This window comes from Polaromonas sp. P1_E3, assembly GCF_056405935.1.
This window is the reverse complement of the sequence record NZ_JBFUBD010000810.1, coordinates 1-639: the sequence shown is the minus strand read 5'-3', so window position 1 is coordinate 639 and position 639 is coordinate 1. Positions and strand designations below refer to the sequence as shown.

Sequence of the window (639 nt, the reverse complement as noted above, 5' to 3'; positions counted from 1 at the left end):
CGCTACACCGGACAGCTCAAACTCCCCGCCCAGCAAAGCCAGCGCTGCAGTCAAGGGCCGCATCGCCGTGCCGGCATTGCCTAGAAACAGCTTGACCGGGGTGTGAACCTTGCGGCCGCYGAGCCCGGCAATAACCGCCGTGCTACCGTCCTGCCTTACCTCGCAGCCAAGTTGCCTGAGCGCCGCAAGCATTACGGCGGTGTCGTCAGACGTCAGCAGGTCGTGAACTGTGGTTTCGCCGTGGCTCAGCGCGGCCAGCAACAGGACTCGATTGGAAATGCTTTTGGACCCGGGCAGGCGGACGGTGCCTCCCGCTCCGCTCAAGGGGGGGATGTCCAGGAACTCGATGTCGAACATGAACTGCCGGTTTTACTTGTGCGATTTTGAAGAGATGCGCCAGTTGGCGCGCGTCTCGCTGGCCTGCTCGATGAGTGTCTCAAGACCGTCGCCGTTGCTGCCGGAAATAAGTTGCTCGAGGGATTGCAGCGTCTGCTGAAAAATCTTGGACTGCGCCAGCAATTCTTCGCGGTTGGCAATCAGGATATCCCGCCACATTTTTGGGTCACTGGCAGCGATACGGGTGAAGTCGCGGAAACCAGGTCCGGCGAGCGACATGTAATCCTTCCCATGCTCCTGCCC

The 639-nt window shown here is 60.5% G+C and carries 1 protein-coding gene and 1 pseudogene; both read right to left on the bottom strand.

Annotated features, from left to right (window positions below):
- Positions 1-357: pseudogene (locus AC1D0Z_RS23670) on the bottom strand (bifunctional 3-phosphoshikimate 1-carboxyvinyltransferase/cytidylate kinase); the annotation flags it as partial.
- A gap of 12 nt (positions 358-369) precedes the next feature.
- A partial coding sequence (locus AC1D0Z_RS23665; RefSeq protein ID WP_477660553.1) for a prephenate dehydrogenase dimerization domain-containing protein occupies positions 370-639 on the bottom strand: 270 nt, incomplete at its 5' end.